The organism is Streptomyces sp. NBC_01439 (assembly GCF_036227605.1).
Classification (GTDB): Bacteria; Actinomycetota; Actinomycetes; order Streptomycetales; family Streptomycetaceae; genus Streptomyces.
Genome location: NZ_CP109487.1, coordinates 4,499,788 through 4,518,253 on the forward strand (window position 1 = coordinate 4,499,788; position 18,466 = coordinate 4,518,253).

Here is an 18,466-nt window from a genome sequence, read left to right on the forward strand (position 1 = left end):
CCCATCGTGACACCCGACGCTCCCGTATCGCCCTCACGCCGTCCCGGTGTCGCCGCGCTGCGCCCCGAACCATGGCGCCGAGCGCAACGACTTTCAGGACTTCTTCAGATTTGTCCTGACCCGGGCCGGGCCTGTTCCATGAACCGGTCGTTCGAAAAGAAGCCGACCCGCCCGAAAGGTGGAACGCCCGTGTTCCGCAACGCCGTCCAGCCCTGGCACCTGCTCGTGCTCCTGGTGGTCTGCCTGCTCGTGTTCGGTTCCAAGAAGCTTCCCGACATGGCCCGCTCGCTGGGCCGGTCGATGCGCATCCTGAAGTCGGAGGCGCACGCCCTGCGCTCGGAGGAGTCCCCTAGGGACGCGGGTCAGGACGCAGGTACGAACGCGCCCGCAGTCCCGCGCACGGGCGCGGGCACGGGCACTCCCTAGCGGGGCAGCGGCTTCTGCCTGCCGCCCACGTGGGCGCGGTCGGCGGCGGCCGTGCCGTCCTCCCAGCCCGCGTGGTCGGTGGCGCCGCGCAGCCGGGTCGTGGTGGTCCGGGGGAACATCTCCTCCGCCCGCGAGGTGACCGCCACGTCGCGGGCCACCAGGGCCGGCAGGTTGTCGGGGGCCTCCGTCGCCGCGTGCTCGGCGGTCTCGGCGAGCCGGTGGCCGAGCCGGCTGGCGTAGGCGAGCAGGAAGGACTGCCGGAAGGTCTTCGTCCGCTTGCGCCCGCCGGAGCGCTGCGCGGCCTCCGCACGGGTCATCGCCGCCGTGCCCTGCACGAGCAGCGAGGTGTAGAGCAGCTCCACCGCCTCCAGGTCGCTCTCGAAGCCGACCACCGTGGAGAACTCGAAGCCGCTGTTCCACACCGCCCGGCAGCGGTTGGCGGTGGCCACCGCGTCGAGCAGCACCGCCTTCGCCTCCTCGTACGGCGGCTCGACACCGATCCGGCAGGCGCCGGGCACCTGGGCCGGTCCCCTGCCGCTCGCCGCCAGTAGCGCCTCGTCCACGGTGTGCCGGGCCATCAGCTCCTGGGCCTTGGCGCTGAGCGCCTCCGCCTCGTCCGGGAAGGTCGTCGCCTCGGCCTTGGCGAGCAGGGCCCGGATCCGGCCCAACATGCGCGGCTCGATGTGGGCGTGCTCGGCGAGCGCGTCGACCGGGTCACCGGGCAGCGGACCCACCGGTTCTATCGAGGGCAGCCGGATCAGCAGCCGCAGCACCTCCAGGAAGGTGGTGGCCAGTGTGAACCGGTCGGCCCGTTCCCGCTGCGCGAGCCGGTCGGCGTACTCCTCGTCGCCCGTCCACCACACCTCGGCGGCGCCCCAACGCGCCGGGAGCCGGGCGTAGCGGCGCGCCTCGGCGGCGATCAGGTCCCCGGTGATCCGCAGGTGCCGCTCGTCGAGGTCCCGGCGGACCAGCCGCAGCACGTCGGCCGGCTGCCAGCCCCGCTCCCAGCCCTGGCGTACGTACGCCTCCCCGCGCGCCAGCAGCTCCCGCCCGACCGCGGGCCAGCCCCCCTGGTCCGCGACGAGCAGCGAGGCGCCGGTGTCCAGCCCGGCGTCATCCTGGGCGTAGAGGGCGGCGGCGAAGGCTCGGTCGACGGTCTCGGCAAGGTCTCTCACACCCCTCAGCTTGGCATGTCCGCCTTCGCGTCCCATTCCCGGCGGGCGGCCTCGATCCGTGCACGGTGCTCCAGCGACCACTCCGCGAGGCCCTTGACCAGGAGGGTCAGGCTGCGGCCGAGGTCGGTCAGCTCGTACTCGACCTGGGGCGGCACGGTGGCGTGCACGGTCCGGGTGACCAGGCCGTCGCGCTCCAGGCGGCGGACGGTGAGGGTGAGCATCCGCTGCGAAATGCCGTCGACCGCGCGCTGGAGCTCCTTGAACCGGCGCATGCCGGCGCCGAGTTCCACCACGACGAGGACGGACCACTTGTCGCCGAGCCGGTCGAGGACGTCGCGGATGCCGCAGTCGTCGTCGCAGCTGAGCAGCGGCTCGGGCAGGGGCTCGGGGGTGGTTATCCCGGTGTGCCCTACTGACATGGAAGTGCCTCCTTACGCGTCGTGCACCCTTCGGCACACGATGTTCCCGCCCCTGAAGCCAATCAGGCCGACGGGCGCGAACACGAAGGACTCCCCATGCTTTTGATCACCGGCACCTCCGGCGGACTCGGCTCACTGATCGCGCGCCGGCTGGCGGACCACCCTGTCGATGCGGGCCGGCCGGAGGTACGGTTCGGCACCCGCGCCCCGGACGGCCCCGGTCAGGTCCGGGTGGACTTCGACGACCCGGACTCCCTCGACTTCACCGGGGTGGACACCCTGCTGCTCATCTCCGCCGGCTACGGCGAGGACGACCAGGTCATCGCGCGGCACGGGGCCGCCGTCTCGGCCGCCGAGCGGGACGGGGTGCGGCACGTCGTCTACACCAGCCTCACCGGGGCGGGCGACCACCTGCCGTACGCACTGGCGCACCGCTGGACGGAGCGGCGCCTGCGCGGCTCCGGCCTGGCCTGGACCGTCCTGCGCAACGGCCTGTACGCGGAGCTGCTGGCCGCGCTCGCCGCGCCGGGGCCCGACGGGGTGATCACCGCCCCGCTGGGCGCGGGCCGGCTTGCGGCGGTCGGGCGGGAGGACCTCGCGGAGGTGGCGGTCCGGGTGGCCCTGGCACCCGACGCGCATGCCGGGCAGGTCCACGAGCTGGTGGGCGACCGCCCGCTGGGCGGAACGGACCTCGCCGCGGCGGTGGGCGCCCGCTACGCCCCGGGCTCGCTGGCCCGGGCCCGCAGCGCCCTCTCCGGCCCGGCCGCGGCGCCCTTCCAACCCCCGATGCTGGTGGCCACGTACTCGGCCGTCGCGGCGGGCTTCCTGGACGCTCCGGACACGGGCACCCTGCGCCACCTCCTCGGCCGCCCCCCGCGCCCGGCCCTGGAGATCTACGCCACGGCGGCGGGGATCCGGGGCGGAGCCCCGATGCCCAGCCCCGCAGGGGGTACCTCCCAGCAGTAGCTGGGAGATTTCGAGGCGCGGGGATCCGGGGCGGAGCCCCGATCTCCAGCCCCACCGGCCCGATCTCCAGCCCCGCCGGCGTTTGAGGCGCGGGGGTCCGGGGGCTGGCCTCCGGCGACGGCGCCGCACCTGCCCCGCGGACCTGCACCCCCGCACCCCCGCACCCCCGCGGCACGGCGGCACGGCGGCACGGCGGCACGGCGGCACGGCGGCACGGCCACTGTCAGACCCCGGTGGGACACTCGCACCCATGAGCGACAGCACTCCCCGGTGGGCCCTCGCCGAGGACGGCGACGGGTGGTGGCACGCCGCGCCCGTACCCCCCACGGACGGAGTCCGGCTCCGCGTCCGCGACCCCGCCGAAGCGATCCGCTCCGCCCCGCCCGGCACCCGCTGGGTCTGGCGGTCCACCGCGGCCGTCTACCCCCGCCTGCTCGCCACGGGCACCCGCGTCGAGCGGTGCCACGACATCGAGGACGCCGAGCTGCTGCTCCTCGGCCACGAGGGCCGCTTCGGGGAGCCCCGCTCGGCGGCCGCCGCCTGGGCCCGGCTCACCCACACCCCCGTACCGCCCGATCCGCGCCCGCGCGCCGCCGGACCCCGCGCCCAGGACTCCCTCTTCGAGCCGCAGCCCGCCCCGGTCCCCCTGGACGCCCTGCTCGCCGTCCACGCCGACCAGACGGAGCGGCTCGGCGCCACCGCCCACCCCGACCGAATGCGGCTGCTCGCCGCCGCCGAGTCGGCGGCCTTCCTCGTCGCCGCCGAGATGAACCGCGTGGGCCTGCCCTGGCGGGCCGACGTGCACCGCGCCCTGCTGACCGAGCTGCTCGGTGAGCGGTACGCGGGCGGCGGGGAGCCCCGGCGCCTCGCCGAGCTGGCCGACCGCGTGTCGGAGGCCTTCGGCAGGCGCGTGCGCCCCGATCTGCCCGCCGACGTCATCAAGGCCTTCGCCGGGGCCGGGATCAAGCTCAGGTCCACCCGCCGCTGGGAGATCCAGGAGCTGGACCATCCCGCCGTCGAGCCGTTGATCGAGTACAAGAAGCTGTACCGGATCTACACCGCCCACGGCTGGGCCTGGCTCGCGGACTGGGTCCGGGACGGCCGCTTCCGCCCGGAGTTCATCCCCGGCGGCACCCTCACCGGCCGCTGGGTCACCAACGGCGGTGGGGCCCTGCAGATCCCCAAGGTGATCCGCCGGGCCGTGGTCGCCGACCCCGGCTGGCGGCTCGTCGTCGCCGACGCCGACCAGATGGAGCCGCGCGTCCTCGCCGCGATCTCCCGCGACCCCGCCTTCATGGAGGTCGCCGGGGAGGCCTCGGACCTCTACACCGCCGTCTCCCGCCAGGGCTTCTCGGGCGACCGGGACAAGGCCAAGCTCGCCGTGCTCGGCGCCGTCTACGGCCAGACCTCCGGGGACGGCCTGAAGAACCTGGCCGCGCTGCGCCGCCGCTTCCCCCGGGCCGTCGCGTACGTGGACGACGCGGCGAAGGCCGGGGAGGAGGGCCGGCTCGTACGGACCTGGCTGGGCCGCACCTGCCCGCCGCCCGCCGGCTCCGGCGAGGGGGACGAGGCCGGTGACGGCGGTGTCGACCCGGGCGAGGGGTACGGGGAGGGCGGGGCCGGGACCGCGCAGGACCGGGACGACGGCTGGACCCCGAGCTACGCCTCCACCAACACCCGGGCCCGCGGCCGGTTCACCCGCAACTTCGTCGTCCAGGGCAGTGCGGCCGACTGGGCCCTGCTGCTGCTCGCGGCCCTGCGGCAGGCGACCGCCGGAATGCGGGCCGAGCTGGTGTTCTTCCAGCACGACGAGGTGATCGTGCACTGCCCGGTCGAGGAGGCCGGGGCCGTCGTGGAGGCGATCCGGGCCGCCGGCGAGCGGGCCGGCCGGATCGCCTTCGGTGACACCCCGGTCCGCTTCCCGTTCACGACGGCGGTCGTGGAGTGCTACGCGGACGCCAAGTGAGGGGGATCAGCCGGCGGGCGCCGTCAGTTTCCACTCCGGGGCGAGCGCGATCTGCCGCAGCTGCGCCATCGTCAGCGCGGGTGCGGGGCGGGTGGTCGGACCGTTCTGGTCCGCCGTGTTGAAGGCGCTGACCACCACGCGCAGCCCGTCCTTGCGCAGGGTGTCCACCTTCCACTGGGTCACGCTCCTGTCCTTCTCGCCGGGCCCCGCCATGACCTTCACCTTGGTCCCGTCGGACTCCTCGGTGACGGCGGAGTTCCCGGTGAAGCCCGAGGGGTTCGCGTTCGGCTGGACGTTGATCTGGACCAGGGACTTGCCCTTGCCGTCGTCGTGCACGACGTAGCCGTAGGACCCCTGCCCGCCCTTGGAGACGATCGGGACGGTGATCGCGAACTGGTTCAGCAACTGCTCCAGGGCGTCCACGGCCTTCCGGTCCCGCAGGACGATCGACTCCGGCGCGGGCGCCGGCTCGGGATCGGCCGCCGGCAGGTCGTTCAGGGCCGGGTGCCACGTGTCCGAGGTGACCAGGGTCTTCAACTGCGCGATGGTCAGCGGCGGGTCGGTCCGGGAGACGGGGGCGCCCTTGTCGACCGCGGCGTTCCACTCGGACGCGTCGACCAGGAAGCCCTGCGCGGTCACCAGCACGGCCCGCCAGACCTTGGTGTCCGTACGGCGGTCCGGGTACTCGTACCCCTGGTGGAGCAGTAGCCGGGAGCCGTCCGGCAACTGCTCGGTCCGGCAGGCGTCGTAGGCGTGCAGGTTCTCGTCCCCGCACTCGGTCTGTGCGCGGGCCCCGCTGCCGAACGGGTCCACCCGCTGGAGGCTGAGGGAGATGGCCGCCGGGCCCTTCCCGTCGTCGTAGACGACCCCGACCCGCGGTCCCAGCTCGGCGTCCGTGCCCCGCGCCTCGGGCTCGGTGAGTCGACCGCCCGGCAGGAGCGACTTCAGGTTGGCGATCATCTGCTCGGCGGTGACCGCGCCGGTGCCGGTCAGCCGCCCGTTGCCCGGCGGGTTCGGCGCCGGCGCCGCGACACGGACCGCGCCCGCGGCCCCGGAGTCGGCGAACAGGCCGCCGGAGTAGGCCCCCGCGGTGGCGATCAGGACCAGGGCCAGCGCGGATCCGCCGGCCACGGCGGCCCGGCGGCGCGCCAGTTGCCGGCCCCGCCGCTCACCCGCTTCGGCGAGGGCACCGGGGTCGGCCGTGAAGCCCGCCCCCGTGCGCCGGAGGGCTTCGGCGAGTTCGTCTTCAAAGGACATGGGAAACCAGGCCTTCCGTTTGCCGGGTGCGGTCGGAGGAGCGAACGGACCGGCGGTGTCAGTGGTCCACGAAGGCGGTGAGGCTGCCGCCCAGCTGCTCCCGCAGCCGTGCGAGCGCCCGTGAGGTCCGGGTACGGACCGCCGCCGAGGAGGCGTTCATCGCGTCGGCGGTCTCCTCGACGCTGCGGTCCTCCCAGTAGCGCAGCACCAGCACCGCCCGGTCCTTGGGCGCCAGCCGGCCCAGCGCCTCCAGCAGCGTCAGCCGTAGCGCCGGATCCCCGCCGCCCGGCGCGGGCGCACCCCGGTCGGGGAGGTCCCCGACCGGCCGTTCGCCCGCCGAACGACGGCGCTGGTGCGTGAGGAAGACCCGTACCAGCACCGTCTGGGCGTAGGCCGCCGGATTGTCGATGCGGGAGATCCGGCCCCACCGCTGGTACATCCGCCCCAAGGTCTCCTGCACCAGGTCCTCCGCGAGGTGGGTGTCCCCGCCCACGAGCAGGCATGCCGACCTGTACAGCGGGCCCGAGCGGCCCGCGGCGAACTCACGGAACCCGTCCCTGCGCCCGTGGCGCATCTGCTCCCCCCTCGCGTCCGTCCCACTCCTGTGACGCGATGGCGGCGGAGAATGTTTCATCCCCCGCCGCCCTTTCCGCCGCCGTCCCCGTCGGTACTCCTGCCGCGGGCCGGTCAGCCCAGCTCGTGGAAGTACACGTGGAACTCCTCCCGGACGAAGCCCTCCGCCTCGTACAGCCCCTGCGCGACGGTGTTGTCGTACGCGGTCTCCAACTGCACGCCGGACACCCCGGCCTCGCGGGCCCGGCGCAGCACCTCGCGCAGCAGCGCCCGGCCGGCTCCGGTGCGGCGGCCGGCAGGAGCGACGTAGAGGTCGTTGAGAACCCAGGCGGTGCGCAGGGAGAGGGACGAGAACCCGCGGTAGACCTGCGCGAAGCCGACCGTTCCGACCTCCGGGACGTCGGCGAGCAACACCAGCGATTCGTCCTTGGCGATCCGCTCCGCCAGGAAGGCCCGCGGGGCGTCCGGGTCCTCGACGTCCACCTCGTAGAAGTCGAGGTAGCCGCGGAACAGCACGGCCGCGGCGTCGACGTCCGCCTCGCCGGCCGCACGGACCGAGACTGCGGGAGCGGAGTCTTCCGCCGGAGACCGGCCGTCCCGCTGTACTGCCTGACCGTTCATGTGCGTCTCCCTCAGGGGTGTTTGGCGCGCCGTGGACCATGGTGGGTGGAGGGGCCGAGCCGTCCGGACCCCCGGCGCCCTCGACTGCCTACGCTACGGCCGGAGTCGGCCGTGACGAAGGACGGGCCGCCCGTGCGACGGCCGGCCCCGGGACCGGAGTCCCGGGGCCGGCCGTGCACAAGGGCCGTCGACCGTCACCGCTACGACGTCGGCTGGGCGGGGAGCGTGTAGACCCGGTCGGGGGTCACGATCTTGGTGATCGCTTCGCCGAACAGAGTGCTGGGCTCCTGGCCCTGGTACCCGATGTCCGTGTTGAGCAACACGACCAGCGTGGCCTTCGATTCCGGTAGGTAGAGGACCAGCGACCCGTAGCCCGGCAGTGAGCCGTTGTGCCCGATCCAGCCCTGGACGTTGAAGATGCCGAGGCCGTAGCCCGTACCCGGGAGCGCGTCGACCACGTCGAGGCGCTGGGCCTGGGTGGCCGGGGTCAGCAGGGTCCCGGTCGCCAGGGTCTTCGCCCAGCTGCGCAGGTCGGGGAGGTCGGAGATCATCGCGCCGGCCGCCCAGGCCCAGGAGGGGTCCCAGTCGGTGGAGTCCTCGACCTTCCCGGAGGCCGTCTGGTTCGTGTAGCCGTGGGCGTGCGGACTCGGGAACTCCGGGCCCGTGGGGAACACCGTGTGCTTCAGCCCGGCGGGCTCGACGACCTCCCGGTCGATGAACCGGTCGAGGGGGACGCCGCTGACCTTCTCCACCACCAGGCCGAGCAGGATCAGGTTGGTGTTGCAGTAGTAGAACTTGGCGTTCGGCTCGAAGAGCACCGGGTGCTTGAAGGAATAGTCGAGCAGTTCCTGCGGAGTGAAGCGCCGGTCGGGATCGCTGGTCAGCGCCTTGAAGAAGTCCTCGTCCGCCGAGTAGTTGAACAGACCGCTCCGCATGCCGGCCAGCTCGCGCAGGGTGATCCGGTCGCCGTTCGGGACGCCGTCGACGTACTTGCCGATCGGGTCGTCCAGACCGACCTTCCCCTCGTCCACCAACTCCAGCAGGGCGGTCACGGTGAAGGTCTTGGTCACGCTGCCGATCCGCATGTTCAGGTTCGGGGTCATCGGCGCGCCCGTGGCCTTGTCGGCGATGCCGAAGGACCGTACGTAGTCGCCCTTGCCCGGAGCCGACACGGCCACGATCACGCCCGGGATCTTCGCCTCCGCCAGAACCTTCTTGATCGCGGCGTCCAACTGGCGGGTGACGGCGGGGGTCAGCTGCGCGAACCCGTCCGAGGCGGGTGTCGGGCTCGGCGCCGGAACCGTCGCGGCGGGCACGCGCGCCGCGTCCCCCGCGTACACCGTGCCCGCGCCGGCCCCCGTACCCACGGGCCCCACCACGAGTCCGAACGCCGCCACTGCCACGGCGGCACTGCACCAGCGCGTCGTCATGTCCGGCCTCCTCACCCGCCGAGCCAAGGAACCATCTCTCCACGCTAGACCTGTGCACCCGGGCGGGCGACCGGAGCTGGCAACGACGAATTCGTCCAAAAATCTATTCTAGAAATATCTCCGGATCGGTCAGACTTCCCCCCATGACCGGTCGTACCTCCGGCCCCTGGCCGGAACCCGACGAGCAGCGACCCGACGGCTTCGGCCCGCCGCCCGCACCCTTCGCACCGCCCGCACCGCCGGCACCGCCGGCACCCTTCGCACCGGGCGCCCCGCGATCCGGCGGCCGGCGACGGCCGGACCGGCCCGTGGCCGCCGTCGGCACCGCCCTGGCGCTGCTCGCCGCCCTGCTCCTCATCGGCGGCGGCGCCCACCACCTCACGGTCCGCGGCGAGTCCGCGCAGCCCCCGGCCGGACCCTCCGGTTCGCCCCCGGTCGACCGCGGCGACGGCAAGGGCCCCGGTGGGGGACCCGACGCCTACGACCCCAACGCCGGCATCCGGGCGGGCGAGGCCCGGGTCTGGCTGCGCGACAACCAGGCCGAGGTGGCCGGGGCGGGCACCTCGCAGTACGGCCCCTGGCGGGTGGGCGACACCGTGGTAGGCGCCCTGACGAGCGGTTTCACCGGCTATGCGGTGGCCGACGGCCAGGAGAAATGGAAGCTCTCGATCCAGACCCCGCTGTGCGGGGTCCCGCCGGCCCCGTCCACGAACGGCAAGCTCGTCGTGGGGGTGAAGGAAAGCGCGTCGGAGACCTCGCGCTGCACCCACCTCCAGCAGATCGACCTCGCCACGGGGCGGGCGGGGTGGAAGGTTCCGGTGCCGCCGGAGAACGCCCACGACACCACGACGCAGTTCGAGCTGGCGATCAGCGGTGACACCGTGGTCGTCGCCCGGGCGGCCGTCATGAGCGGCTTCTCGGTCACCGACGGCCACAAGCTCTTCGGTACGTCGAGCCCGAACGGCTGCTATCCGTCCGCCGTCGCCGGGGGCTCGCGGCTCATCGCCATCCGCCAGTGCCCCGACCCCAAGGACGCCGTCGCGCGCGGACAGGCGATGGTCGAGGAGCTGGATCCGGCCACCGGCGTCGCGCGGTGGGGCTACAAGTACGCCCAGAACTGGACGGTCGGCCGGGTGCTCTCCATCGACCCGTTGGTGATCGCCGCGCACCACAAGGACAAGAAGACCTGGAACCTCACGGCGTTCGCCGGCGACGGCGCGGTCCGCTCACAGGGCTCCCCCGCCTTCGGGGTGAGCGGCCGGTGCAACGGGTTCGGCAACGCGAGCGGCTTCCAGGAGTGCTACGCCGCCACGGCCGACGCCGACTCCCTCTACATCGGCGCGGGCAAGCCCGGGGCCACCCTCGACACCGAGGACACCGGCCAGGTCGTCGCCGTCGACCTGAACACCGGCAAGGAGCGGTGGCGCACCGCCGAGCAGCCCAAGGGGCGCACCATGTGGCCGCTGGCCGTCGAGGACGGTCGGGTCCTCACGTACGTCACCCCCGGCAACGGCGAAGCGGGGGCGGTCGTCTCCCTCGCCGCGGCCGACGGAGCCGTGCGATCGGTCCTGCAGAGCCCGGCCGCGGCCCGCGGCGCCGAGGGCGTCTTCTACCCCCACGGCGTCCGCATCGCGTGGGCGGGCGGACGGTTGTTCCTGCTCAACGGCCGGGTCTACAGCCCCGAGCCGCGCAAGGCGAGCCGCGCGATCCTGTCCTTCGGCACGTAGGGCAGGCAGGTACCAGGAGGGACACCGTGGACAATCCGTACCAGCAGCCGAGTCACCCCGGCGGCCCGTACCCGCCGCCGCCGCGGCCGTCGCAGCAGCCCGGCGGCGGGCGCCGGATCAGCAGGAGGCGGCTCGCCGTCGGGATCTGCACCGTGACCGCCCTGGCGGTCGCCGCCGCCGCGACCGGTGTCGCACTCGGCGCCCGCACGAACCGGGACCGCATCCGGGCGGCCGCGGCGGCGTCGGCGGCGGACCCGACGAAGCCGCTCGTCGCGGGCTGGAAGACCGTGATCAACCCCACCCACGGCACGGCGTTCGACGTCCCGCCCGGGTGGGAGGTCCTCGAACCCCAGGTCTTCAGCGGCTACGAGGACAGCAAGGACCCGGAGAAGGTCCTCATCGGGCACACGGCCCCGGCCTTCTACAAGTCCCAGTGGTGCAGCATCGACGCGGACGGCGACGGCCAGGTCACGGACGTCCGGCTCGCCAACGTGGGCACCAAGGGCGCCGGTGGCGCCAAGGACCCCACCGACACCGCCGTGAAGGAGGCGCCCACCTGGGTCTACGCCGCCTACACCCAGCCGGACAAGAGCGTGGTCAAGGCGGACGCGCCGGTGGCGTACACCACGAAGTCGGGGGTGAAGGGGAGTTACGTCAAGGCCCGTTCCTCGGGCGCCCCGCGGCCCAACCGCTGCGCGGGCGACGGCCAGGCGGTCGTCTTCGGCTTCAAGAACTCCCGGGGCGACCTCGTCTCCTGGGACTTCTACGGCCGCACGGGCGTCCCGGGCGCCGTCGACGACGCCCTGATCATGCGCATCCTGAGCACGGTCCGGCTGGCGGGCGACCCCAAGGACCCCGGCCCCGGGCCGTGATCGCCCGCGGCCGTCCGCCCACCGGTCCGCGTGGCCGCGCCTCGTACCGCTACCGGCAGCTGTTCGGCGAGCCGCGGCCCGTCCCGTGGCCCGCCGTGAACATGGGTGTGTACGAACTGTTCGTGCTTCTGCCAGCTGTGTTCAGGGATCCAGTAGCCCGTGCGGCCCCGAGCGGGCAGCGTGACGACGGGAGCCGTCACACGGCCGGCACGATCCTCAGCGATCGGATCCCTCGCGCGAGGCGATGCGCCGGATGGGCGAGGTGTCCGCACCTGGCCCAGATCCGGCGTCTGAGACCAGGACCGAAAGCGAGAGCACCCGGGCAGCCCGTGCACGGCGGCGGCGCAAGATCCGGTGAATAGCAAAAGCCCCGGGTCACGGCGAGTGATTCCCGGGGCTTCGCTGGAGCCGCCTTCGGGATTCGAACCCGAGACCTACGCATTACGAGTGCGTTGCTCTGGCCAACTGAGCTAAGGCGGCACCGCTGATCAGACAAGTGTTCCCTCGAAGAGGGGCGCTCATCAGCAGCGGCGCCAAGTCTACAGGCTCTGGACGGGTGCCCCGAACCAGGTTTCGCCGCGGCGCGACGCAGGTCACATATCAGGGTGATCGCCTCATAGCCGACACCTTTCGCTACCAAGCCGGACGGGGGTCCCGCAGGTGCGCCGGGAGCAAGCCGTGCACCGGGGCGGCGGTCTCAGCACTTCTTGCCGTCCTGCGGGGCCTTGCCCTCCAGGAGGTAGCGGTTGATCGCGGTGTCGATGCAGGCGCTGCCGCGCCCGTACGCCGTGTGGCCGTCGCCGTCGTAGGTGAGGAGCTGGCCCGATTCGAGTTGGCCGGCCAATGCCTTGGCCCACTTGTACGGGGTCGCCGGGTCGCGGGTCGTGCCCACCACCACGATCGGCGCGGCGCCCTTCGCGGTCAGCTCCCTCGCCTTGCCGGTGGCCTTCACGGGCCAGTACGTGCAGTTCAGCGCGGCCCAGGCCAGGCCCGTGCCGAAGACCGGGGAGGCCTTCTCGAAGGACGGCAGGGCGGTGTCGACGGCCTCGGGGCCGCTGAAGGCGGGGGGCTGGTCGAGGCAGTTGACGGCGGCGTTCGCGAACATCAGGTTGGCGTACTTGCCGTCCGCCTCGCGCTCGTAATAGGTGTCGGCCAGGCTCAGCAAGCCCGATCCGTCGCCGTTCATCGCCGAGCTGAGCGCCTCGCGCAGCTGCGGCCAGGCGCTCTCGTCGTACAGCGCCGCGATCACCCCTGTCGTGGCCAGGGCCTCACCCAACGGGCGGTCCGGGTCGCCGCTCGCCACGGGCTGGGCGTCGACCTTGCGGAAGAACTCCTTCAGGCGCGCCTCCACCGCGTTCGGGTCGCCCTTGCCGAGCGGGCAGTCGGGCTGCTTCGCGCAGTCCTTGGCGAAGGCGGTGAAGGCGGTGTTGAAGCCCTCCGTCTGGTCCCGGTTCAATTCGAGCGCGGGCCGGGTGGGGTCCATCGCCCCGTCCAGGACCAGCCGGCCGACCCGGTCCGGGAAGAGGTCCGCGTACGTGGCGCCCAGGAAGGTGCCGTACGAGGCGCCGACGTAGTTGAGCTTCTTGTCCCCGAGCAGCGCGCGCAGCAGGTCCATGTCCCGGGCGGCGTCGACGGTGGAGACGTGCGGCAGGACCCGCCCGGATTTCGTCTGGCAGGCGGCTGCGAACTCCTTGAAGGCCTTCACCAGCTCGGCCCGCTCGGCCGGGTCGTCCGGCGTCTGGTCCACCTGGGTGTACTTGTCCATGGCCGGGCCGCTCAGGCACTCGACGGGGCTGCTGCGTTCCACCCCGCGCGGGTCGAAGGACACCATGTCGTACCGGGCCCGGACGGCCGCGGGATAGCCGATGCCCGCGTACGCCTGGAGGTAGCCGATGCCGGAGCCGCCCGGGCCGCCCGGGTTGACCACGAGCGAGCCGAGCCGCTTGCCGGGACCGGTGGCCGTTCGGCGCGACACCGCGATGTCGACGTCCTGGCCGGAGCCGGGGTTCGCGTAGTCCAGGGGGGCCTTCATGGTGGAGCACTGGAATCCGGGGACACCACAGTCGCGCCAGGTCAGCTTCTGGTTGTAGTACGGGCGCAACGCGGCCGCGTCGGGGGACGGCTGCGCCGCTGCCGTGCCGGACCCCGATGGGGAGAACGCGGCGGCCCCGGGCTCCCCCAGCCCGCCCGAGGTGCACCCGGAGAGCAGCAGCCCGGCAGCTGCGATCACGGTTCCGGTGGTACGCAGCAGGCGACTGGTGTCCATCCCCGGAGCGTACGTCTTAACGGAGGACGTGAGCAGGCGCTCCGGGACCAGACGGCCGCACGCCTTCCGTGGCCCCTACCTGCCCCGGCACGGACCGGCTGCTACCCGGCCCTGACGACCGGTTCGCCCGTACGGGTGAGCCGGTCAACCGGATGTGGACCACCGCCCTGCCGCCCGGACGCGGTCAGCCCGCGCGCAGGGCCATCGTCATCGCCTCGACCGCGAGGAGCGGGGCGACGTTGCGGTCGAGGGAGTCCCGGCAGGCAATGATCGCCTCGATCCGGCGCAGGGTCCGCTCGGGGCCCGAGGCACGGGCGATCCGGTCCAGGTCGGGCCGTATCTCCTCGTTCGCGATAGCCACGGACGAACCGAGCTGCAGGGCCAGGACGTCCCGGTAGAAGCTGGTGAGGTCGGTCAGCGCCAGTTCGAGGGTGTCGCGCTGGGTGCGGGTGCGACGGCGCTTCTGCCGCTCCTCCAGCTCCTTCATCACGCCCGCCGTGCCGCGCGGCATCCGGCTACCGGCGCCCGCCGAGGCTCCGAGCGCGGTCCTCAGCTCCTCGGTCTCCTTGGCGTCGACCTCCTCCGCAACCTGCTTGGCGTCCTCGGCGGCGGCGTCCACCAGCTCCTGGGCGGCTTTGAGGCAGGCCCCGACGTCGTCCACCCGGAGCGGGAGCTTCAGGACCGTCGCCCTGCGCTCCCGGGCCACCTCGTCGGTGGCCAGCCGACGGGCGCGGTCGACGTGCCCCTGGGTGACCCGGGCGGCCGCCAGGGCGGTCGTCGGCTCGATGCCGTCACGCCGCACCAGCATGTCGGCGACGGCCGCGACCGAGGGGGTGCTGAGGTTGAGGTGGCGGCAGCGGGAGCGGATGGTCGGCAGCACGTCCTCCACGGAGGGCGAGCACAGCAGCCAGACCGTGCGGGGCGCGGGCTCCTCCACGGCCTTGAGGACCGCGTTGGCGGACTTCTCGTTCAGCCGCTCGGCGTCCTCGACCAGGATGACCTGCCAGCGACCGGTGGCGGGGGACGTGTAGGACTTGCGGACGGTGTCCCGCATGTCGTCGACGAGGATCTGACTGCCGACCGCGACGACGGTCGAGACGTCCGCGTGCGTGCCGACCATCGTGGTGTGGCAGCCGTCGCAGAACCCGCAGCCGGGCTCACCGCCGAGGGCACGGTCGGGGCTGGTGCACTGCAGGGCAGCGGCGAAGGCCCGGGCGGCCGTGGTCCGCCCGGATCCGGGCGGACCGGTGAACAGCCAGGCGTGGGTCATCTTGGACGCCGCGGGCGGCTCGGTCCCGGCCGTAATGGCCGTGACCAGGGCATCGGCGTCGCGGGCGGCGGCGGCCAGCTGCGCCTGGACCCGCTCCTGTCCCACCAGGTCGTCCCATACGGGCATCCCGCCCACCACCTTTCACTCTCCGTGCACCCATTGTGGCGGGCGGCACTGACAATCCCGTCCCCGCCGAGGTCAGCGGCGGCGGCGCGGCCCCTGTTCGCCCCGGTCGCCCTCGTCGCCGTCCTCGTCGTCCCGGTGGCGGCCCAGCAGCTCGTCCGCCAGCGTCGGCAGGTCGTCCAGGGGGGTCTCCTCGGCCCAGTCCGGGCGCGGCCGGCGCGGCCGGCCCTCGCCGTCGAGGACGGGAAGCTCCCGCGTCCGGTCGTTGCCGGAGTCCCGGAAGATGCCCGACGGCACCCGGTCGGCCGGGTTCTCCTCGGGGCGCTGGGCCGTCGGCCGCGTGGCGGACCGGGCGCGCCCGGTCCCGCTGTCCTGAGGGGACTGCGGCGCCTGCGGGGCGGCCGGAGGCACGGGCGGCAGCACCGCCGTCTCCGCGATGGAGGCCGGGTCGATCTTCGGCACCGGGACGGTCTGGGTGACGTCGTCCGGCTGGACGACCCGCTTGACCGGCTTGGTCTCCGGGACCACCGGAGCCGTCGGGACGATCGGGGTCTCCACCGTCACCGCGTCGCCCGGGTGGGGCTCCGCCTCCGGCTCCGGCTTCTTGGTCATGGCGACCTTCGGCCCAGGTGCAGGCACAGGAGCGGGAGCGGGAGCAGGGGCGGGAGCAGCCGGCGCAGGAGCCACCGGGGCGACCGCAGCAGCCTCCGCGGCCGCCACGGCCGCGGCAGCTGCCGCCTTCGCCGCCGCCTCGGCCGCCACCAGCCGGCGCGCCTCCTCGGCCTTCAGCAGGGCCTCCTCGGCCCGCCGCTGCTTCTCCAGCCGCCGTTCCTCGGCCTCGGCCCGCAGCCGGGCCTCCTCCTCGGCCTGCCGGCGCAGCCGCTCGGCCTCCGCCGCGCGCGCCTTCTCCTCGGCCTCCAGGCGCAGCCGCTCGGCCTCGGCCCGGGCCCGGGCCTCCTCCTCGGCCCGCAGCCGCGCTTCCTCCGCCCTGCGGGCGGCCTCCGCCTCGGCCTTGATCCGCGCTTCTTCGGCCTCGCGGGCCAGCCGGGCCTCCTCCTCGGCCCGCAGCCGCGCTTCCTCCGCCTTGCGGGCGGCCTCTTCCTCGGCCTTGCGCCGGGCCTCCTCCTCGGCGAGGCGCCGGGCCTCCGCCTGGGCGGCCACCTCCGCCTCCGAGAGCGGAAGCATCCGGTCCAGGCGGTGCCGTACGACGGTGGTCACCGACCCCGGATCCTGGCCCGCGTCGACCACGAGATAGCGGCCGGGGTCGGCCGCGGCAAGGGTCAGGAACCCGGACCGCACCCGCTCGTGGAACTCCGCCGGCTCCGACTCCAGCCGGTCCGGTGCCTCCGTGAACCGCTCGCGCGCCGCCTCCGGCGATACGTCGAGCAGCACGGTCAGGTTCGGAACGAGTCCGTCGGTGGCCCAGCGCGAAATCCTGGCGATCTCCGTCGGGGAGAGGTCACGGCCGGCGCCCTGGTAGGCCACCGAGGAGTCGATGTAGCGGTCCGAGATGACCACCGCGCCGCGCTCCAGGGCCGGACGCACCACCGTGTCCACGTGCTCCGCCCGGTCTGCGGCGTACAGCAGTGCCTCGGCGCGGTTCGACAGGCCGGCCGAGGAGATGTCGAGCAGGATCGAGCGGAGCCGCTTGCCGACGGGGGTCGCCCCGGGCTCCCGGGTCACCACGACCTCGTGGCCCTTGCCCCTGATCCAGTCGGCCAGCGCCTGGACCTGGGTGGACTTGCCGGCTCCGTCGCCGCCCTCCAGAGCGATGAAGAACCCGGCGGCCGACGCCGCCTGTACGGGCTCCCCGCCGCGCAGCGCCTCGCGCAGGTCCCGCCGCAGGGGCACGCCCCGGCGGTCGTCGGCCTTGGTGAGCACCACCACGGCGACGGGCAGCAACAGGGCGCCGACCAGCATCAGGGTGAAGGCGGCGCCGCCGTGTGCGAAGACGACCTCGGCGCCGGTCAGCCGGTGCGGGCCGATGGCCGCGGCCAGGGCGGGCGCGGCGACGGCGCCGAGCGCCACGGCCACCCGTACGACCGCCTGGAGGTGTTCGGTGATCCGGGCCCGCCGGAACTCCTCGGTCTCCTGGTCCAGCAGGGTGTGGCCGGTGTTGGCCGCGACGCCCGCGGCGGTGCCGGCGAGCAGCGAGAGGAACAGCACGGTCGCGGTGTCCGGGACGAGCCCGGTCAGCAGCAGCGCGAGCCCGGTGACCGCTATGGCGAGGGCCAGCAGTCGGCGGCGGGACAGGGCGGGCAGCACCTTGCCGGCCTGGGTGGCGCGGATGCCCGCGGCGGTGCCGCCGACCAGCGCGAGGACGAACAGCGCGAAGGCGGCCGGGCCGCCGCCCAGGTCGAAGGCGTGCAGTACGGACACGGCTGCGGCGCAGGACACCGCTCCGGCGACCGCGGCGCAGCTCAGGACGAGGAGCGGGACGGCACCCGTACGGCCCTTGTCGGGGCGGTCGCCCGACTTGGGGGTGCGCAAGCCCTCCAGCGGCGAACGCGGACGCGGGGTCGCCCCACCGGGCAGCACCAGCGGCAGCAGCAGGGAGACCGAGGCGGCGAAGAGGCCGGAGGCCACGTACGAGCCGAGGGCGGCCTGGTTGGCGGCGAACCAGTCGATGCCGAGGCCGAGCGCCTTGCCGACGAGGGTCGCGGCGAGCAGCGCCGCCGCGGCGATCGGGAGCGCCGCGAAGGACGTGCGCAGGGTCAGCCGGCGCAGCGCGTCCAGGTGGTCCGGGAGCGGCCGTACGGTCGCCCCCTCCGGCGGCGGCGCGGGCAGCAGGGCGGGCGCCGCGCTCTCCTTGGCCAGGGTCCACAGCCGCTCGGCGGCGCCGGAGACGAAGACGGTGGCCAGCAGCGCGATCAGCGCGTGGGCCGGGATCCAGTCGAGCCACAGCGGGGCGACGACGAAGAGTCCGAGACGGACCCCGTCCGCCCCGATCATGGTCCAGCGGCGGTCCAGCTTGCCGCCGGCACCCAGCAGCCCGGCCAGCGGGCCGAGGAGGACCGCGCCGAAGAACAGGGTGGCGAGGATCCGGACCCCGAAGACGGCGGCGACGGCGAGGGCCTGGCCGCGGTACCCGCCGCCGAAGCCCCCTTCCGAGGCCGCTGCCTGGTAGGCCAGCAGCACCAGCACCAGTAGGGCCAGGGCATCGCCGATGCCGCTCACCAACTGGGCGCTCCACAGTCGGCGCAGCCTGGGAGTGCGCAGCAGTGCGCGCACCGCACGCTCGCGGGAATCCGCGGCTAGGGCTTCGTCGTAGGTGGGGTTCGCCGGGGCGGTCACGACCGCCGGCTGCTCGGCTCGCGTCATCCGCCCAGCCTATCCGCTGCAGTATGCGGGTGCGGAAGCCTGTGGACGAGGTCC

The 18,466-nt window shown here is 73.9% G+C and carries 14 protein-coding genes and 1 tRNA gene; 5 read left to right on the forward strand and 10 right to left on the reverse strand.

Translation table 11 applies throughout. The annotated features are described in order from the left end of the window. Positions 1 to 189 precede the first annotated feature (189 nt). Entirely contained in the window at positions 190 to 426 is a 237-nt protein-coding gene (tatA, locus tag OG207_RS20085; RefSeq protein ID WP_329099857.1) for a Sec-independent protein translocase subunit TatA, read from the forward strand. Here the strand turns inward: tatA and OG207_RS20090 are convergent. After that, positions 423 to 1,637: a DUF2786 domain-containing protein gene (locus OG207_RS20090; RefSeq protein ID WP_402696771.1), complete on the reverse strand. Its 1,215-nt coding sequence runs from the start codon at positions 1,635 to 1,637 to the stop codon at positions 423 to 425. The genes tatA and OG207_RS20090 overlap by 4 nt on opposite strands. Continuing rightward, entirely contained in the window at positions 1,607 to 2,020 is a 414-nt protein-coding gene (locus tag OG207_RS20095) for a winged helix-turn-helix transcriptional regulator (protein WP_329099859.1), read from the reverse strand. The genes OG207_RS20090 and OG207_RS20095 overlap by 31 nt, the downstream gene beginning before the upstream one ends. A 96-nt stretch (positions 2,021 to 2,116) precedes the next feature. Here OG207_RS20095 and OG207_RS20100 point away from each other — a divergent pair, with 96 nt between their 5' ends. Both OG207_RS20100 and OG207_RS20105 read left to right on the forward strand, forming a co-directional pair. Further along, the gene (locus tag OG207_RS20100) at positions 2,117 to 2,986 is read left to right on the forward strand and encodes an NAD(P)H-binding protein (protein WP_329099860.1); all 870 of its coding nucleotides are present in this window, start codon (positions 2,117 to 2,119) and stop codon (positions 2,984 to 2,986) included. 250 nt (positions 2,987 to 3,236) lie between these two features. Beyond that, positions 3,237 to 4,952 (forward strand): bifunctional 3'-5' exonuclease/DNA polymerase, encoded by a 1,716-nt coding sequence (locus OG207_RS20105; RefSeq protein ID WP_329099861.1) that lies wholly within the window; start codon positions 3,237 to 3,239, stop codon positions 4,950 to 4,952. A 6-nt stretch (positions 4,953 to 4,958) separates the two neighbouring features. Here the strand turns inward: OG207_RS20105 and OG207_RS20110 are convergent, their stop codons facing one another. The 4 genes from OG207_RS20110 to OG207_RS20125 form a co-directional block, all read right to left on the reverse strand. Beyond that, positions 4,959 to 6,209, reverse strand: a complete 1,251-nt coding sequence (locus OG207_RS20110) for a hypothetical protein (protein WP_329099862.1) — start codon at positions 6,207 to 6,209, stop codon at positions 4,959 to 4,961. Positions 6,210 to 6,267: 58 nt separating this feature from the next. Continuing rightward, positions 6,268 to 6,783, reverse strand: coding sequence for a SigE family RNA polymerase sigma factor (locus OG207_RS20115; RefSeq protein ID WP_329099863.1), 516 nt, complete (start codon positions 6,781 to 6,783; stop codon positions 6,268 to 6,270). A gap of 113 nt (positions 6,784 to 6,896) precedes the next feature. Continuing rightward, on the reverse strand, positions 6,897 to 7,403 hold the full coding sequence (locus OG207_RS20120; protein ID WP_329099864.1) for a GNAT family N-acetyltransferase: 507 nt from the start codon (positions 7,401 to 7,403) through the stop codon (positions 6,897 to 6,899). Between the two features lie 200 nt (positions 7,404 to 7,603). Then, entirely contained in the window at positions 7,604 to 8,833 is a 1,230-nt protein-coding gene (locus tag OG207_RS20125; protein ID WP_329099865.1) for a serine hydrolase domain-containing protein, read from the reverse strand. 143 nt (positions 8,834 to 8,976) lie between these two features. Between OG207_RS20125 and OG207_RS20130 the strand changes: the two genes are divergently transcribed. Then, positions 8,977 to 10,560 (forward strand): outer membrane protein assembly factor BamB family protein, encoded by a 1,584-nt coding sequence (locus OG207_RS20130; RefSeq protein ID WP_329099866.1) that lies wholly within the window; start codon positions 8,977 to 8,979, stop codon positions 10,558 to 10,560. A gap of 26 nt (positions 10,561 to 10,586) precedes the next feature. Next, a complete protein-coding gene (locus tag OG207_RS20135; protein ID WP_329099867.1) occupies positions 10,587 to 11,432 on the forward strand; it encodes a hypothetical protein in 846 nt (281 codons plus the stop codon). Positions 11,433 to 11,835: 403 nt separating this feature from the next. On the opposite strand, the gene OG207_RS20140 is transcribed toward OG207_RS20135, so the two are convergent. From OG207_RS20140 to tmk, 4 genes are all read right to left on the reverse strand, one after another. Beyond that, positions 11,836 to 11,912, reverse strand: a tRNA-Thr gene (locus OG207_RS20140). 217 nt (positions 11,913 to 12,129) lie between these two features. Continuing rightward, on the reverse strand, positions 12,130 to 13,698 hold the full coding sequence (locus OG207_RS20145) for an alpha/beta hydrolase (protein WP_329099868.1): 1,569 nt from the start codon (positions 13,696 to 13,698) through the stop codon (positions 12,130 to 12,132). 184 nt (positions 13,699 to 13,882) lie between these two features. Then, on the reverse strand, positions 13,883 to 15,094 hold the full coding sequence (locus OG207_RS20150) for a DNA polymerase III subunit delta' (protein ID WP_329099869.1): 1,212 nt from the start codon (positions 15,092 to 15,094) through the stop codon (positions 13,883 to 13,885). Positions 15,095 to 15,166: 72 nt separating this feature from the next. Then, positions 15,167 to 18,412 carry a dTMP kinase gene (gene tmk, locus OG207_RS20155; protein WP_329099870.1) on the reverse strand — a complete coding sequence of 1,082 codons (3,246 nt, stop codon included), beginning with the start codon at positions 18,410 to 18,412 and terminating at the stop codon, positions 15,167 to 15,169. Positions 18,413 to 18,466: the final 54 nt, after the last annotated feature.

What these genes read in the sequence shown, in the direction of transcription:
- tmk (WP_329099870.1), bottom strand. Translation starts at nt 18,412, where the DNA reads ATGACGCGAGCCGAGCAGCCGGCGGTCGTGACCGCCCCGGCGAACCCC.
- OG207_RS20100 (WP_329099860.1), top strand. Translation starts at nt 2,117, where the DNA reads ATGCTTTTGATCACCGGCACCTCCGGCGGACTCGGCTCACTGATCGCG.
- OG207_RS20090 (WP_402696771.1), bottom strand. Translation starts at nt 1,637, where the DNA reads ATGGGACGCGAAGGCGGACATGCCAAGCTGAGGGGTGTGAGAGACCTT.
- OG207_RS20120 (WP_329099864.1), bottom strand. Translation starts at nt 7,403, where the DNA reads ATGAACGGTCAGGCAGTACAGCGGGACGGCCGGTCTCCGGCGGAAGAC.
- OG207_RS20115 (WP_329099863.1), bottom strand. Translation starts at nt 6,783, where the DNA reads ATGCGCCACGGGCGCAGGGACGGGTTCCGTGAGTTCGCCGCGGGCCGC.
- OG207_RS20110 (WP_329099862.1), bottom strand. Translation starts at nt 6,209, where the DNA reads ATGTCCTTTGAAGACGAACTCGCCGAAGCCCTCCGGCGCACGGGGGCG.
- OG207_RS20125 (WP_329099865.1), bottom strand. Translation starts at nt 8,833, where the DNA reads ATGACGACGCGCTGGTGCAGTGCCGCCGTGGCAGTGGCGGCGTTCGGA.
- OG207_RS20130 (WP_329099866.1), top strand. Translation starts at nt 8,977, where the DNA reads ATGACCGGTCGTACCTCCGGCCCCTGGCCGGAACCCGACGAGCAGCGA.
- OG207_RS20105 (WP_329099861.1), top strand. Translation starts at nt 3,237, where the DNA reads ATGAGCGACAGCACTCCCCGGTGGGCCCTCGCCGAGGACGGCGACGGG.
- OG207_RS20095 (WP_329099859.1), bottom strand. Translation starts at nt 2,020, where the DNA reads ATGTCAGTAGGGCACACCGGGATAACCACCCCCGAGCCCCTGCCCGAG.
- OG207_RS20150 (WP_329099869.1), bottom strand. Translation starts at nt 15,094, where the DNA reads ATGCCCGTATGGGACGACCTGGTGGGACAGGAGCGGGTCCAGGCGCAG.
- OG207_RS20145 (WP_329099868.1), bottom strand. Translation starts at nt 13,698, where the DNA reads ATGGACACCAGTCGCCTGCTGCGTACCACCGGAACCGTGATCGCAGCT.